The sequence below is a fragment of the Rheinheimera muenzenbergensis genome, assembly GCF_036984005.1.
Taxonomy (GTDB): Bacteria; Pseudomonadota; Gammaproteobacteria; order Enterobacterales; family Alteromonadaceae; genus Alishewanella; species Alishewanella muenzenbergensis.
This window is the reverse complement of the sequence record NZ_JALAAR010000001.1, coordinates 220265-233408: the sequence shown is the minus strand read 5'-3', so window position 1 is coordinate 233408 and position 13144 is coordinate 220265. Positions and strand designations below refer to the sequence as shown.

Below are 13144 nucleotides of genomic sequence, written 5' to 3'. Positions count from 1 at the left end.
TAAACGAAAATCCTAATAAAAGGGCCGAAAGGCCCTTTTATATTAGTAGCTTACATGCAGTGTATGTGTAAGGAATTGAACCGTACAGCAGTAATGGAAAGACTAAACCTTGATCTCCCCGCTTATTTCATGTTAACTAAATGAGCTTATTTGTGATTTAAATGTTTTTATCTGTGTGCTATCTTCCGGGAGCACAATCTAAAGGGAGTTCACAAATGAGCTGGATGCACACAGGTAAAGTTCAGGCTTTTAATCATAGCGGTTTAGATAAGAATCTGGCACAGGAACACGGTATCCGTTTACCGTCTCAGTATCTGAACAATAACTGGCAATTGACTCATCAGGCACTGTTAATGCTGGCCAGCCTTAATGATTACGATCAGCAACAGGTCATGAAAGAAATTGACTATGTTACCCGCTACCCCAGCTCTACCTATTCGACAAAGCACAGTCTGAATCCGTTTCGCCGAATTTATCGCACACGCTATCCATTTCGCAGTTATCACTATTTGCTTGAGTATAAAACTAATGGCGCTTGCCAGGTTGTCATTGACGACATCTACTTCGACAGGAACGTACTTGGTACTAAGAGAAATATCGCCAACGAACGCACCACACTATACAACGTTAGTCGTGAAAGCAGTGCCAACTATAACGGCCCGACACCCAGCGACGGTATTAAAACATTAGCTGGTGCCTGGATCGCAAGAGAAGCAGTGCCGCATATACAAACTGAGCATGCTGCCGTTAATGGCATGCAAAATGAACTTAATAAAGCTGCCTGGCTAATGGGTGTGCATGCGCAAGCCGCATACAGCGCAGATGGCATTACCGGTTACACGCTGTTTCATAACCCAAGTGACGGCTGGAAGTTAGACCTTGCCGAATGTGTGTTTGATAAACTCAGCAGAACCAAATCGCACAACGCCCAGCATCTGGCGGCGATACTGTCTCATGCGCAAAAAAGTGGAAAAGCGATAAAGTGGGTAGCGCACAGTCAGGGCGCTATCATATTTAATGCTGCGTTACTGCATTATCGGGCAAACTACGGCGGCAGATTAACGTCTCAGCAGTTGGCTTTGCATGGCAGTGGTGCAAATGTCGAGAAGCTATCGCAATTGGCCACTGGGCTGGGAATGAAAATAGTAGCGGTCAGGAATAACCCGTTTGATCTAGTGCCTAATCTGGCCGGCGGTAACGACTTATCGACCAGCAGCTTATGCCGTAGTATTAAGTTTTGCGGTTTGGTGTTTGGTAGAGACTCCGAGCCCGGCGTCAGCCCACATACATTACCGTACCTGGGTATTGAAACTTACAAAGAGCAATTACGGATGTTTGGTAACCATAAAAAGGCAGCACAGGTGCAGCGTTACATCAACAAACATGTTGGCAACAGCTGATGCAGTTGCTCAAAAACTGGTGGCAGGGCTTTGCCGGAGGCCCGGATTTTAGCAAGCTGCATAAACTCACATTCGCTCTGGAAGAATACCGGCTGGAGTTGATGCTGCCTTACTCAAATATTGCCTCGCAAGAACAACCCAAGCAGATTAACTTTCCGTTCCGGGCGCAAGGTTGGTTTGAAGCAAATGCTCAGCAAGACTGGCATCATTACGGCGTTCATATTCATACCGAAGGCTGGTGCTATCTGGCACCCGTTGTGCGGTTCGACGGCGGCGAGTATGGCGTGCTTTGGTTGCAGCTGAAAATCAAAAAAGTACCTGATACCGTTAATGCATTAAACAGAGACGAGTTGGCGCAGCATGTAACAGATGAATACGATGCACACTACAATTCAGAGGTGATTGGCCCGGAGGGCAACAGCCAGGGTTTGGGTTGGAATACGCAACAAAGAAAGAAACTGGAGGAAGAAGCGGAAGAAGCCGCGTCACGCGGGGCTACTGGCAGAAAAGACAGGCTGGAAGAGCACGCCCGTTTGCAAATTCAGAGTTTCGGCTTTCCACCGCTAAAGCCGGCACAAGTTGTCTCAATGCATGGGTTTGACTGGGTGTTTTATCAGGAGCAGAGGGGAGAGAGCGCTACCCGCACAGATCACTACTGCCTGCCGCTGGATAAACGTTACTACCTGGCATTGAGTTTTAAACATCAGGTAGATGTTTCTAGCGAAAAGTCCTGGCAGCAGCATGCCGACAAAGCCCAGCTTAATATCGTGAAAAGTCTGCGGCTGCATGTCGGACCTGATGTGGACTATGTTTCAATTCAAAACGTGCAAGGGTGAAGCGCTCTTTGGTTTTTAAAAGTAGTATCCAACCATGCTCTTTATTTGACACAAAATATGAAATCTGGCATCCGTATGCTTAGCGTACACATCAGAAATATCCTCACTGTTCAGAGCTGTTGCTAGCCGCTAATCTGGCTACACTGAAACAGAGCCTAAGGAGAAAAGCTATGGATCAAGATGTTATCCTGCTTGAGCAGCAGTGCCTGGAAGCACTGCGTCACAACTACCCACAATTACAACAACTCAGCGGCAGCATTATGTTTTTGGCTGAAGCGGATTCGCCTATGCTAACTGCGACCGCATGGCACTTAGCCAAAGCTGATAACGTGATGCTGAAAAAGCTGGGTGCAAAAAGCGCTATTTTAGAATTGCTGGATACCTTGGTTGAACAGCGCAAACTACGCCGAATCCGGCCAAACCGGGAAGGGCGGTTGCTAATCGAAGCTGGTCAGTTATGCGTTGAATGGTTAAGCGATGGCAGTATTCCGTTGTCAGCTTACAAGAATGCGAGTTAACGGCATCTCAAAACGCATGCCGTTTAACTTCATCCAAATTTGCCACCATAATTTGCTGCGCCTCTGCGCGCGCTTCTATTTTGGCTAAATCCAGGTTTAGCGCCTGCACGGCATAAGGCACCAACGCCGAGCGTACCGAGATAACACGTTTGCCATCAGCCATATTGTAATCTTCGGCAATAATAGCTTTTTGATAATCGCTTAATCGCGAGTCCGGCACCAGCACGATATCGATTTTGGTATTCCAGCGTTCATCCTGCTCTTTTGTCATCTCGGCATCGCCTTCGATGCCATTTATGCCGCGAAACCGGCTTAAGACAAAATCGCGATATTCACGGTTCTTTTCGCAGTAGGCACGCACGTGCCAACGAAGTGGGGTACATACTAGAGTGTGCGGGGCGATGATCCTGCTCTCTTCATCTGGTGAGGTTAGTGATACATAACCCATATCTATCTTTTTGCCATCACGGGCCGCTTGTACCAGCGCACGCAGAATATCCGGGTTCACCTGGCGCAGTGGCGGCGTTAGCATTTCAGTATGGGCAAAGCCTAAATCCAGCTGGCTGAAAGTGTGGGCAAAGTCTTTAATACTGGCCAGGGCATGCAGGTATTCATCAGCCAGGCCACTGGTGACTTTGGGTGTAAAAACCGCAGAGGGCTTATAGCCTTTAAGTTTGCTGTCATACACCAAGTTATCGGGTGCTATGTCACGTAAATAGCCATTAATATCTTTCGACGCTTGCTGGCGAGCAATGCCAAAGCTGTTGCAAAGATGATTCGTGGTTAAGCGGCCTTCCCAAAGGGCGACAATTTCAATTAGCCGGTAGCGCATTAACAGCTCCCAGCGTATTGGCCAGCCTTCTTTTACTTCTGTTCCAACGCCATCCCTGTTTTTCATGTCTATGTTTCCCATTTATCTGTATCCAAAGCGTTCGTATGTGTAGCTTTGCGTATCACGTTGCTATCGACAAACTTAAAGCAAAGGCATCAGCAGGGAAACAACAATATCAATGCTTAACGAAAACATGCTTGAAAAATGTACACTGAATGCTTGCACAGTATGGCGTGAATTTAGAAACTGTCTAAGATATTCAACAAGGGATGACATGTCGCTGCTTAAGACATCACAACAACAGGTGAGAGTGTCGCAGATGCAACGAAAGGGAATTCTCGAACAAGGGAAGAAAAAATGAGTTCAAGCGCTACCCAACAACAAGGAATGATTTATGGACGCAACCGCTCAACAACGTACACAAAAATACGTCTCTACGCGAAAGCAGCATCCTGCTTGGGTGCTTTTGGCTTCGCGTCGTTCACCTTTGGTGTTGGGTTGTTTGAGTGTTTTATTTGACCTGGCTGAAGACGGTATTGCTGAGGAAGATGCGCTGCAAGCACTCACAGAGATGCTGGCGGAGTACGCGGCTTATGACGAGTACGATATTGATAGTGAAAATCCACGACTATTGGCAGGACGAGAGCTCAGAGAATGGATTAAGCGCGGGCTAGTTATTGAGCGGGGGCAGAGGCTGTATGCGACGGATGCTTTGTCGGCAGCGATTCGGTTCATCGAATCTTTGGATAATCGCATTATGACCTCTACAGCTTCTCGTTTGTCAGTGGTGCAGCGAGAAATTGAAAATCTCGAAGTCGGTTTAAACCCAAATCCCGCCAGTCGTATTGCATCTCTGCATGGTCGTATCAAAGCATTGCAACGGGAGTTGGCTGAAGCTGAGGCTGGAGATATTCCGGTACTTTCTGAGTCAGAAGCGATAGAAAGGATCCGTGAAATATATAGTTTGGCAACGGGCTTACGAGCTGATTTTCGGCGGGTGGAGGATTCCTGGCGCGAAGCTGACCGGATGTTACGTCAGTCAATAATGACAGAGCAGTTGAATCGGGGGCAGGTGGTGGATCAGTTGCTGGATGGTCAGGCTGCATTATTAAACACACCGGAGGGCCGTGTGTTTGAAAGCTTTCAGGAGCAACTAAGGCAAAGTATCGAGCTGGACGTGATGGTTGAGCGTTTACGTACGATTTTGTCTCACCCTGCTGCAGATAAAGCACTGCAACGGGCGCAGGTGCAGGATCTTAAAGGGTTGCCGCGGCGGCTTGTTAAGGAAAGCCAGGCGGTTCTGCAGGCGAGAGCGCGCAGTGAGCGGGATGTGAAAGGCTTCCTGAAAACTGGTTTGGCAGCTGAGCATCATCGAGTTGGGCAGTTACTCAATGAAATTCTCCAAGTTGCTCTGGAGCTGGACTGGCAACGTCAAGCCATACGCCGCAGTGTTTCTCCGCTCCCACCTGTTGGTGTTGCGCTTGGCACATTGCCAGTGGCTGAGCGTTTGCGCTTTAAGGCTCTGGATAATTTGGGTAAGGATGAATTGGATTTAACTACGCAAGAGGCTGATTTAAAGGCACTTGATGAAGAATTCTGGCTCGCTTTGGATGGACTGGATAGAGAAGCAACTCTGCGACAAACTTTACAGTTGCTCACAGAGCAGGGGCGGCCTTTGACCCTGCTGGAACTGGCGACGTATTTGCCGCCGGTGCATGATTTAGAAACCTTTGCGCTTTGGTTAGAGATGGCACGCGAAGCAGGCATTGTGATCGACGCGCAACACCATCAACAGGTTGAACTGACCGACGAAGAACAAAACCGCTGGCTATTCAATCTGCCCTATCTCGCGATGAGTGCACAAGATCTGCAAGATATTGACTGGGAGTTTTCATGATGGACAGTATTTTTGACCGTCTTACCCAAAAAGACCCTGGCCAGGATGTTAATGAAGAAAAGTTTGGGACCGAAACCTTCGAAGATGAAGCTGTAACGACACAATCTGAACAATCAGACGTCGACCGTACTGAACTGCGAGTGCGCGAAGCGGTTCAGGAACTGCTGCGTTTTGGTTTGTTGGAGGAAAGTCTAAAACCCAACCTTTATCGCAATGCCGTCAGATCCTTTAACGTATTGAATAATGTGCTGGAACCTCTGGACTTGCTGGCGGAACTGGATGATGTAAGAGGATTGGTATATCTCAAGGTGATGAAAAGTGACGTTATAAATGAAACAGAAGATGAGTGGTCACATACTTTGGTGCGCAAGCAGCGACTAAATCTCGAACAATCGTTACTGATAGCGCTCTTGCGTCAATATTTCGTAGCTAGTGAACAGGAAGCCGGGAGTGGGTCATCTAGGGCTGTAGTTGCTGTGGACGAGCTTATACCGCAGATGCAAGTTTATCTGGGTGAGTTAGGTAGTGAAGCAAGAGAACGGACCCGAATGCTCAATTTGTTGGATCAGTTGAAAGACCATGGTTTGGTAACGGCGCCTGACAAAAATGATCGGGTCACGATTCGCCCGATTATTTCGCATCTTGCCAATCCTGAGAACTTGCAGGTTCTGCTTCATAGCCTAAAAGTACGTGCTCAGAGCCAAGGTGAGCCAATGTCCGACGGGAGTGACGTATGACGCAGGCCGCAATTTGGCATCACGACGCCACTTATACACTTCGTGAGATAGAGCTTTTTAACTGGGGTGGCTTCGGCGGTCATCACCGGGCGCCGATTGATATCTATGGTACAGCAGTAGTGGGGCCCACGGGCAGTGGTAAAACTACCTTGGTGGATGCATTTATGACGTTGATTTGTAGCTCACCTAAATACAATCTGGCTTCAACCGGAGGTCATGAAAGTGATCGTGATCTGGTTTCCTATGTTAGAGGGGTGTCTGGGCCAGGAGATGGTAGTGATCAACACACCCATATCGCTCGAACAGGCAAAACTGTGACGGGGATTGCAATCACACTGGATAATGGCGAAAACGTTGTACGTTTAGGTGCTTTGTTCTGGTTCGATGATACCAGTTCCAGCCCGAGTGATTTAAAGCGCCTCTGGTTTTTTGCCACCGCGGAAAGCCAGACGTTAGAGCTGTGGCTTAGCTCACAGCATGAAGGTGGAATGACTGCGCTGCGCCAGATTGAAAAAAACGCTACAGGTATTTGGACTTATCCATCAAAAAAAGATTATCTGGCCCGAGTACGTGACTATTTTGAAGTGCGTGAAAACGCCTTCACCCTGCTGAATCGCGCTGCAGGCTTAAAACAGCTGAACAGCATTGATGAAATTTTTCGTGAACTGGTGTTGGATGACACTTCGGCCTTTGAACGCGCGAAAGAGGTTGCAGATAGCTTTGATGATCTCAGTGCGATTCATGACGAGTTAGAGATTGCTCGTCGTCAGCAGCGTTCTTTAGAGCCGGTTAAATCCGCTTGGGGGAAATATACAGTGCACCAACAGGTGCTTGATGAGAAAAACGAACTGAAGCATATCTTGCCGATTTGGTTTGGGGAACAGGCCTTTAAGCTGTGGAAAGCTCGCAGCGAGCATTTGCATACAGAGTTTGAACAAACTGAACGAAGCAAATCCGCAGTTGAAAGTCGGCAACAAACTCAAGCTATATTGCGTGATAGTTTGAAAGAAGCTTATTTGAAATTAGGCGGGGCGGATATTCAGGTGCTGGAAGATCTGATTCTGGAAAAACGTAATAACCTCAGGAGTAAGGAAACCAGTGCTCATCAATACGCTTTGCTGGCTAAACAGCTAAATATACCAATCCCAGCGGACGAACAAAGTTTTGCTGCAAACCAAGCAACAGTTGATCAACTTTTGAAAGCACTTACACCAAAACTCCACCAAGCCAAAGAGTTGAGTTTTGAGCATGGGGTGGCTCTGAAACAGGCTGCTGATAACTTGATTGTACTTGAAAGAGATTATCAAGAAATACAACAGCGTCCTGATTCAAATATTCCTGCCAGTTTTCACTTTTTCCGCACCGCGCTGGCGCAAGCCATGTTACTGAATGTGGATCAGTTGCCGTTTGTTGCTGAGTTGGTGCAGGTAAAAGAAACTGAGCAGGATTGGCGTGGGGCAATTGAGCGTGCGATAGGTGCCAATAGGTTGCGCCTTTTGGTTCCACCAGAGGCGGCTGAGGCGGCCTTGTATTGGGTAAATCAGCGCGATAATCAGTTGCATGTGCGGCTGTTGGAAGTCAAAGAACCGAATACCCAACCACACTTTTTTGAAGATGGTTTTGCTCGCAAACTTGAATATAAACCGCACCCCTATCGCGAGGCGGTCAAATCAGTTATTGCAGATATAGACAGACACTGTGTCGACTCTCCAGAAGCCTTACGCCATATCCAGCATGCAATGACGCGTGAAGGTACCATGTCGTCAAAGTCACGGTTTTATGACAAGCAAGATCAAAAGCGTCTGCAAGATGACTGGCAAACAGGTTTTGATAACCGCGATCGACTGGCTGCACTTTTATTACAGCTGGAAGAGGGTAAGTTGCAGCAAAAGTCACTGGCTGCACAGTTGGAAAAAGCCCGCGCAGATGAACAAAATATTTCTAATAAACAAATTGTTATGGAGGAGTTGAAGAGGGCAACCTTTGAGCAGGTAAATGTTGAAGAAGCAGCTCTGCAGTTAAAAATCCAGTTAGACAAGCTTTCACAAATCACCGCACCGGAGTCAGATGTAACAGCTGCGAAAAACCGGTGGGAACATGCTGAGGCTGATTTGAAAGAGCTGGCGGCTGAGCATAACAACCTGACTGTGGCTTATGTTAACGCCACCCGAGATCTGGAATTGGCGACAGCTCAAAAAAGCAAAGCATATGCACGTGCTGAACCAGGATTAACAGACTCACAACGCCAATTGGCAACTAATGCGCTGATGACCGTCAGTATGGAAAAGTTAGCTGAGGTTGATGAAATTGAGCGTCAGACATCGGCTGATCTCCAAAAGGAACTGGAGTCACTACTGTCAAAGAAGAATGAGTTATCAAACGGTTTGGTAAGACTGATGGCGGCTGCTAAAAAAGAAGACCATGGCGCCTTGGCAGAAGTAGGGACTGAGCTGGAGGATGTGCCGGCGTATCTGGAACGACTAAGACTTTTGACAGAGGAAGCTCTTCCGGAAAAACGTTTACGCTTTAAAGCTTATCTAAACCGTTCCTCCGATGAAGGCGTGACGCAGCTGTTGGCCACCATCGATAACGAAGTGGGCCTGATTGAGGAGCGGCTTGAGGATGTGAATAATACTCTGCGCCGAACAGATTTTCAGGCTGGGCGTTATTTACAGTTAGTTGCGTCTAAAGTAGTGCATGAAAGTCTGCGTAGTTTGCATAAAGCGCAACAGCGTTTGGCGTCAGCTCGCTTCGTCGACGATGAGGGAGAGAGCCAATATAAAGCGTTACAGAACATTATCGAACAGTTACGCAATGCCTGCGAGCGTCAACGAACTCTGGCGGCTAAAGCGTTACTTGATCCTCGATTTCGTCTTGAATTCAAAATTTCCGTACTGGATAGACAAACCGGTCAACTCATTGAAACGCGTAGAGGTTCACAAGGTGGCAGTGGTGGTGAAAAAGAGATAATTGCTTCCTATGTACTTACCGCTTCGCTCAGCTATGCGCTCTGTCCTGACGGCAGCAGTCGACCGTTATTTGGTACCATCGTTTTGGATGAAGCTTTTTCTCGCAGCTCACCCGCGGTTGCCGGGCGTATAATTGCCGCGCTAAAAGAATTTGGTTTACATGCACTTTTTATTACACCAAATAAGGAGATGCGTTTGTTGCGCAACCACACTCGTTCCGCGATTGTAGTGCATCGCCGAGAACTGGCTTCTACGATGGCTGCGCTGAGTTGGCAAGAATTGGATCAAATCAAACCCAAGCGAAAAAGTGACCACGATGAAATCACCGACTGAGATTGCATCCAAACTGGCGAGAGATTGGCAGAGGGCTGCGCTACGTGTTGAACGCTTACTTTCAGCAGAAGCTTGGCCCTTGAAACTAGCAATTGGCAAGCCGACTGCAGAAGCATTCTCAAACCAGCCGGCCAAGGTGCGCCAACATCTGGAAAGTTGGAGGGCGGTGAAAGCGGGGCAAGTAGAATGGCAGGCGGTTAGATATCGAGCCGGGGAGCAAGCAGTATCTATACCGCTTTATTGGCAGATTAATAAGCCATCAGATTGGATAGAAGCAGCGGAAGACTTTCAAGTTACTAAAGAGTTCCAGTCACTTTCTTATCTGCTAGAACATATTCCATCATACTACCGCGCATTATTTATTCGAGAGCGCTCACTGTGGCGAATTAAAGACGTAGATGAAGTCATAGCTGCCGCCCAACTCGCAGACTCTCTGTCTCCCGGTTGTGCTCAAGGAAAACCGCTGCGACTGTTAGCGGGGAAAGGCGTAGATACCAAGTTTTTTGAACGCAACCGAATACTGTTAACCAAATTGCTGGATCAGCGCTTTCCTACTGTAGCTAGCGAGCAGGGGCTGGAGACCTTTCTGGATGCATTGAATGAAAAAGACCATTGGCTATTAGTCATAGCGCTGGACCCACGGCTATTGCCGTTTAAACGTATACGTTTGACGACGTCAGAGTTGGCAGAAACTTCATTACCGGGTTCACGATTGTTGCTCATTGAAAATGAACATTGCGCACACCAGCTACCGTCATTACCCGATACGCTTGCCATACTTGGTGCGGGGCTAGATCTTCAATGGTTGCAGTCGCCCTGTTTCGATGGCAAGCAAGTTGGCTATTGGGGAGACATCGATACTTGGGGCCTGCTGATGCTCGCGCGCGCCAGGCTGTATAGGCCTGACTTAGAGCCAATACTGATGAGCGAAGCAGTTTTTCATAAACATCAGCGCGGCAATGCGGTGGTTGAGGCAGTGCCTGCGAGTGCGAGCACTCCTGAAGGATTATCCGAAACTGAAGGGATGCTGTATCAATGGTTGTTAACACAACAGAAAGGTCGTTTAGAGCAAGAGTACTTGCCGGAAACAGAGGTACATAATGCATTGAGAGCCTGGCTTGAGCTTACGACATCGTTCTGCGATTAATAAGTTGTGCAGTATGCAGCTGAGTTGCTGTTAATCACTGTTGGCAGAAATAAACTCATACGCTTTGAAAATCAAATTGATGATAAATGCTTTCAGAGTTCGTGTGATGAATACTGAACCTTGGGTCACAGCAGAGCAGGTTGCTGTGCAGTGGGCCGGCACGCCCAGTTGTTTTAGAAGGGGGCGGTGCCGGTCTTTCACAGAGAATTGTTTTAAATCGCCAATCTTTTAGCGACTGCTTCTATCGGCAGGTTTCATGACCAACTAGAACAGTTATTTCCTGCGTTAGCATCAACTGTCGATAGATTGTTAGTTAAAAGAAGGCGCAACCAGACAAAACTCTATGCAGCGGAACCTGCCATCACTGTTGCAGGCCAGTTTCAGTTAAAAGCTGAATATTTAATCAACCTTCTCAAACAAATCTTCCACTTTGCAACCAAACAAGTCGCACAGCTTATCTATTGCGTCAAAATCGACTCTAACAGCAGATTCCTTATAAAGGAGAGTGACCGTATTACGGTGCAGGCCAGTCTCTCTGGCGACATCAACGATTTTCATTTTCCGTTCGCCCATTAGTCTGGCCAGGTGACATTTAATCAACTTTGCTACTCCTGATAAAAAAAATTCATTTTAAATGACAAAAAGCACTTGCAAATGTTATTTTGCGATGCTAAATTTCATTTAGGATGACATTTTAAGCTTTCAAATGTGATTCTGTGACTTAGGGTAACTCACCGTAGGCGGGAATTCTATGAAAAAATCTTTGAACGTAATACCTGCGCCACATTGGACTTTAAAAGCTCACACCCCGGATAACATTTGTCTGCAAGGCTCATTTCCTGAATTGGACAACATTCCTTCTGCTGTTCGTGCCGAGATTTTGCGGAAGCGGTTTTTAGGTCAAACCCGGAGTATGGCGCTGAATTTGATTACGAGCTTACGAATTGAGCCCTTAGGTGTTTTGTTGGTACCGGTATGTGGTGTTGGTTCTGAATCAGACAATACCGAAGCCGTGCTGTATTGGGTTCGTCGTTACGCTTGCTGCGCAAGTTGTATTCGCACTATCCGTTTACACGAACTGCAAAGAGATTTGTTGCGGTTTCTTATTGAGAAAACCGGCCAGGAGTACATCGAATGATTAGCAACGCATTTCCGTCACAACGCCTGACGCAATATTTCATTGAGCATGATGGCTCCATTGGCCTGCCATATTTATATGGTGTGCTTGAGATTACAGAGAAACGTTCCTGTCTGGTGAAAGTTGGTCCAGTTTTGCAATTAGACAGGTTATCTGCTCGTGCATTGACTCCTTACGGAGTGTATGAGTTAGGTGCTTTGATCACTGCTCCTGCTGATAAATTTATGTGTCAACGTATCTTTTTTTCAAAAAATAAAAATATTTTTCAGGAACCTTGTGTCAGTGCACCACTGTCGATGATGGTGCATTAAGGGCAAATTCGTTAATAAAGCCAGGTGTCAAGAAAACAATTTTGTTGTGGCTTTTAGGTTTAAGCTTTTGTTTATAAACATTTTTGTTGTTTGACTGTGAGCGGTTCGAGTGTTAGATATTTAATTCGTTATGAATTTCGGAGGTTATATGCAGTTATTGAAATGTTCTACATTGAAAAAATATAACCAATGGGTTCTCGACATTCACTCAGGAACGTATCGCCCTTTTCTCACCGTGCGTGCAGTTAATAAATTTGGGCGGCGTCACTGGATCTGGTGCGACAAACAACAGCGAGAGGTACATCTCCTGTCAGACGCGGAGCGGCGAGCTTATGAAATAATGATTAGTCGGCCAACGACGGTAGAAGTAAAAGAGCAGTATGCCCTCGATTTTAGCGAAACACTCTCAATCGCGAATGAACTCGGCTATGTTCATCCGCGGAACTACAAAACTAAACAAATAATCGTGATGACTACAGACTTTATTACAGTCTCTCAGTCGCTGGTTAACCAGAAGCTGTTATTAAAGGCAAAGGCGTATACGTTCAAATACAGCTCAGATCTTTATACGGATAAAAGCTGTTCCGCATTCTTACCTTCTGCCACCCGTACTATACAAAAGCTGGAAATCGAGCAGGAGTACTGGAACCGCCGAGGTATCGAATACCGGGTCATTACAGAATTGCATGCGACTAAAGAGCGGGCTTGGAACATTCAGTTTTGCAAGAATAGCTTTAAAGGTGTTGCTGACAAGAGTCTAGCCATGGAATTTCCCTCCGTGTTCTATGACATCTGGGAAAAAAATCGTTACGCACATTTGTCGGATTTATTCATTCAGAGTGCAACGATATTGGCTATTGGTCAGGATGATGCTGAGCAATTGTTCTGCTTTTGTGTATTGCACGACCTGGTTAAGTTGGTTCATTCCAGCAAGTTGCAGAAATATCGTCCGATTGAGCTGGAGTGACATTTTATGCCTCATGTTGGGAGTAGTTATTTCAGCGATACAGAGTCTTTCCGGGTCTG

General features: G+C 46.8%; 12 protein-coding genes. 10 read left to right on the top strand and 2 right to left on the bottom strand.

Annotated elements, in window-relative coordinates; all coding sequences use genetic code 11:
• Positions 1 to 215: 215 nt before the first annotated feature.
• From MN202_RS01010 to MN202_RS01000, 3 genes are all read left to right on the top strand, one after another.
• The gene (locus MN202_RS01010) at positions 216 to 1400 is read left to right on the top strand and encodes a hypothetical protein (protein ID WP_335734219.1); all 1185 of its coding nucleotides are present in this window, start codon (positions 216 to 218) and stop codon (positions 1398 to 1400) included.
• A complete protein-coding gene (locus MN202_RS01005) occupies positions 1400 to 2236 on the top strand; it encodes a hypothetical protein (RefSeq protein WP_335734218.1) in 837 nt (278 codons plus the stop codon). Before MN202_RS01010 ends, MN202_RS01005 begins: the two co-directional genes overlap by 1 nt.
• 170 nt (positions 2237 to 2406) lie before the next feature.
• Positions 2407 to 2754: a hypothetical protein gene (locus MN202_RS01000; RefSeq protein ID WP_335734217.1), complete on the top strand. Its 348-nt coding sequence runs from the start codon at positions 2407 to 2409 to the stop codon at positions 2752 to 2754.
• Between the two features lie 7 nt (positions 2755 to 2761).
• Here MN202_RS01000 and MN202_RS00995 read toward each other — a convergent pair whose 3' ends face one another.
• Complete coding sequence (locus tag MN202_RS00995) at positions 2762 to 3652, bottom strand: BrxR family helix-turn-helix transcriptional regulator (RefSeq protein ID WP_335734216.1); 891 nt, start codon at positions 3650 to 3652, stop codon at positions 2762 to 2764.
• A 328-nt stretch (positions 3653 to 3980) separates the two neighbouring features.
• Between MN202_RS00995 and MN202_RS00990 the strand changes: the two genes are divergently transcribed.
• From MN202_RS00990 to MN202_RS00975, 4 genes are read left to right on the top strand one after another with little or no spacing between them, the layout of a single operon-like run.
• Positions 3981 to 5483, top strand: a complete 1503-nt coding sequence (locus MN202_RS00990) for a DUF3375 domain-containing protein (RefSeq protein ID WP_335734215.1) — start codon at positions 3981 to 3983, stop codon at positions 5481 to 5483.
• Positions 5480 to 6220: a DUF4194 domain-containing protein gene (locus MN202_RS00985; RefSeq protein ID WP_335734214.1), complete on the top strand. Its 741-nt coding sequence runs from the start codon at positions 5480 to 5482 to the stop codon at positions 6218 to 6220. The genes MN202_RS00990 and MN202_RS00985 overlap by 4 nt, the downstream gene beginning before the upstream one ends.
• Positions 6217 to 9522, top strand: coding sequence for an ATP-binding protein (locus tag MN202_RS00980; protein ID WP_335734213.1), 3306 nt, complete (start codon positions 6217 to 6219; stop codon positions 9520 to 9522). The genes MN202_RS00985 and MN202_RS00980 overlap by 4 nt, the downstream gene beginning before the upstream one ends.
• Positions 9506 to 10669, top strand: a complete 1164-nt coding sequence (locus MN202_RS00975) for a DUF3322 domain-containing protein (protein ID WP_335734212.1) — start codon at positions 9506 to 9508, stop codon at positions 10667 to 10669. Before MN202_RS00980 ends, MN202_RS00975 begins: the two co-directional genes overlap by 17 nt.
• A gap of 399 nt (positions 10670 to 11068) precedes the next feature.
• Here the strand turns inward: MN202_RS00975 and MN202_RS00970 are convergent, their stop codons facing one another.
• Positions 11069 to 11269, bottom strand: coding sequence for a helix-turn-helix domain-containing protein (locus MN202_RS00970; protein ID WP_335734211.1), 201 nt, complete (start codon positions 11267 to 11269; stop codon positions 11069 to 11071).
• Between the two features lie 151 nt (positions 11270 to 11420).
• Here MN202_RS00970 and MN202_RS00965 point away from each other — a divergent pair, with 151 nt between their 5' ends.
• From MN202_RS00965 to MN202_RS00955, 3 genes are all read left to right on the top strand, one after another.
• A complete protein-coding gene (locus tag MN202_RS00965; RefSeq protein WP_335734210.1) occupies positions 11421 to 11807 on the top strand; it encodes a hypothetical protein in 387 nt (128 codons plus the stop codon).
• Positions 11804 to 12118: a hypothetical protein gene (locus MN202_RS00960; protein WP_335734209.1), complete on the top strand. Its 315-nt coding sequence runs from the start codon at positions 11804 to 11806 to the stop codon at positions 12116 to 12118. The genes MN202_RS00965 and MN202_RS00960 overlap by 4 nt, the downstream gene beginning before the upstream one ends.
• Positions 12119 to 12266: 148 nt before the next feature.
• Positions 12267 to 13085, top strand: a complete 819-nt coding sequence (locus tag MN202_RS00955; protein ID WP_335734208.1) for a TnsA endonuclease N-terminal domain-containing protein — start codon at positions 12267 to 12269, stop codon at positions 13083 to 13085.
• The last annotated feature ends 59 nt before the right edge of the window (positions 13086 to 13144 follow it).

What these genes read in the sequence shown, in the direction of transcription:
- MN202_RS00960 (WP_335734209.1), top strand. Translation starts at nt 11,804, where the DNA reads ATGATTAGCAACGCATTTCCGTCACAACGCCTGACGCAATATTTCATT.
- MN202_RS00975 (WP_335734212.1), top strand. Translation starts at nt 9,506, where the DNA reads ATGAAATCACCGACTGAGATTGCATCCAAACTGGCGAGAGATTGGCAG.
- MN202_RS00985 (WP_335734214.1), top strand. Translation starts at nt 5,480, where the DNA reads ATGATGGACAGTATTTTTGACCGTCTTACCCAAAAAGACCCTGGCCAG.
- MN202_RS00990 (WP_335734215.1), top strand. Translation starts at nt 3,981, where the DNA reads ATGGACGCAACCGCTCAACAACGTACACAAAAATACGTCTCTACGCGA.
- MN202_RS01000 (WP_335734217.1), top strand. Translation starts at nt 2,407, where the DNA reads ATGGATCAAGATGTTATCCTGCTTGAGCAGCAGTGCCTGGAAGCACTG.
- MN202_RS00980 (WP_335734213.1), top strand. Translation starts at nt 6,217, where the DNA reads ATGACGCAGGCCGCAATTTGGCATCACGACGCCACTTATACACTTCGT.
- MN202_RS00955 (WP_335734208.1), top strand. Translation starts at nt 12,267, where the DNA reads ATGCAGTTATTGAAATGTTCTACATTGAAAAAATATAACCAATGGGTT.
- MN202_RS01005 (WP_335734218.1), top strand. Translation starts at nt 1,400, where the DNA reads ATGCAGTTGCTCAAAAACTGGTGGCAGGGCTTTGCCGGAGGCCCGGAT.
- MN202_RS00995 (WP_335734216.1), bottom strand. Translation starts at nt 3,652, where the DNA reads ATGAAAAACAGGGATGGCGTTGGAACAGAAGTAAAAGAAGGCTGGCCA.
- MN202_RS01010 (WP_335734219.1), top strand. Translation starts at nt 216, where the DNA reads ATGAGCTGGATGCACACAGGTAAAGTTCAGGCTTTTAATCATAGCGGT.
- MN202_RS00965 (WP_335734210.1), top strand. Translation starts at nt 11,421, where the DNA reads ATGAAAAAATCTTTGAACGTAATACCTGCGCCACATTGGACTTTAAAA.